The sequence below is a fragment of the Streptococcus suis genome (assembly GCF_046032115.1).
GTDB lineage: Bacteria > Bacillota > Bacilli > Lactobacillales > Streptococcaceae > Streptococcus > Streptococcus suis_AJ.
The window spans coordinates 1-1,782 of sequence record NZ_JARQOZ010000072.1 but is presented as its reverse complement, the minus strand read 5'-3'; the positions used below and the strand labels follow the sequence as shown (position 1 = coordinate 1,782).

Genomic DNA, 1,782 nt, shown 5'->3' with positions numbered 1-1,782 from the left:
ACCGTGGCGATTTTTCTTTTTGAAAGTTTGAAAAGCTATGATGGGTAGGGCATAACCAACTACGGGAATGATTCAAGCCCGATTTGAGCTTGTTTGTTATTAGGACCAGGGGAATGATAAGAAATTTCCGACACACTCAAAAATGATTTTTGCTGCCTTTGGTTTCCACTTGTAGAGCATGACACATCCATAGATTAAGCTGAGGAAGGAAAAGGTAATCAATAAAGGTCCTTCCCATATACTCTTATCAAAAACAGTTGCCACTAGATATAAAGATAATCCAGAGACTAGGAACGATAAAATCATACGGTATTTATAGGCCATGAGCAATCCCTCCTTTATAAGTGTAGCATAGCATATAATGTAAACGTTGTCAACATTTTTCCTATTCGCAACCAATCCCATCTCCATCACGATCTAAATGACTACCGTAACCTGGTTCACCACGATAGATTGGTGCAGCTCCTGCTTGTCTAACTGCCTTACAATTTGGATAATATGTGTTTTGAGATGGTGTAGCAGCAAATTGCTGAACTTGGCTTTGTGCTTCTGCTTCTGCAATTTTTTGCGCTTCGGCGGCGAGACGTTCTTCTTCCTCTTTACGTGCTTTCTCAGCAATAGCTTTTTCAGCATTCCAATATTTGATAATGACTTTGCTATCTTTTTTGATGACCTTATCGTTCATCTCGTTAAAAGATTTTCCATCAATCTCGACCGCAATGATTTGTCCATTTTTAGCAATTTCATTGGTCTCTGTTGCTACTTCAGATACTTGAGAAAAACCACCGTCAGTAAACAATTTTTTAGTATCTGCAGCTGTTTTCGTTGAAATGGATGATGGCAGTTCAGCGAAGCTAGAGAAATCGTAGTAGGTGATTACAATGGGGGTTGATTTTTTGCTGATAATCTCCTGTTTGGTGGGCAACTGAAGCTCTGCGCCACCTAGACTAATTTTTTGAATTTTTTCGTGCTTTGCTTTATCCTTGTCCGCAACAGCAGTCCACTTGATGTCTGTAAATCCTGCTGTTGTTAGCTGTTTTTCGAGCTCTGGTTTTGTTTTAGCCTCTGCTAGATTTTTTGGTAGTTTGATGTTATCTTTGCTAACGTCAAAATAGGTTAATGTAACAGGGAGACTAGTAGAGTAAAAATGATTGGATTGATAGGTGTGATTTCCGATTTGAAGGCGATCAATTTTATCTTTTTTGTCCGCATTGCCTTCTTCTACTAGCAGAACAGGAGTTAGTTCGACTTGTTTAAAACCTGAATCTTTCAGCTCTTTCTCGACATCTGCTAAATTTTTAGAAGCTGGTAGGTTGAATTCAACGGCATCTTTTTTGGGAACATGGTAGGAGATTGTAATTGGGATATTTTTTAAAGCCCGTCCTTCCTTCCAATCTTCTCCGTCAACAGAGACGAGTTCGACAAGATCGCTTTCACCTATTTTTCCAAATTCTAAATCAGTAATTTCCACCCCCTGAATATTTTTAAAACCTGCTTCCTGAAGATGTCTTACGACTGTTACATACTGTTGTCCATAAAGGTCATCTTTTTTCGGAAGCTCAGCAGTCATTAGTTGTGAACCGATAAATGTTGTAAGTAGGACACCACCAGTTATTCCTGCTGTTTTCCGATTAAGAAACTTTCTAGATTTTTTTATTGACGTTTCGCTAACTATCTGAGTTGCTTTTTTCTTAAACATAAATCATTCTCCTCGTAAAATAAGTTTATGGGGATTTTTCAATCCCAAATTTTTAATGAGTGTAATAATGTTAACTTGACTAT

1 protein-coding gene is annotated in these 1,782 nt (G+C 37.9%); it reads right to left on the bottom strand.

Going from position 1 to position 1,782, the window contains the following annotated elements:
• Positions 1-385: 385 nt before the first annotated feature.
• Positions 386-1,699 carry an excalibur calcium-binding domain-containing protein gene (locus P7J36_RS11505; RefSeq protein WP_408552180.1) on the bottom strand — a complete coding sequence of 438 codons (1,314 nt, stop codon included), beginning with the start codon at positions 1,697-1,699 and terminating at the stop codon, positions 386-388.
• Between the last annotated feature and the right edge of the window lie 83 nt (positions 1,700-1,782).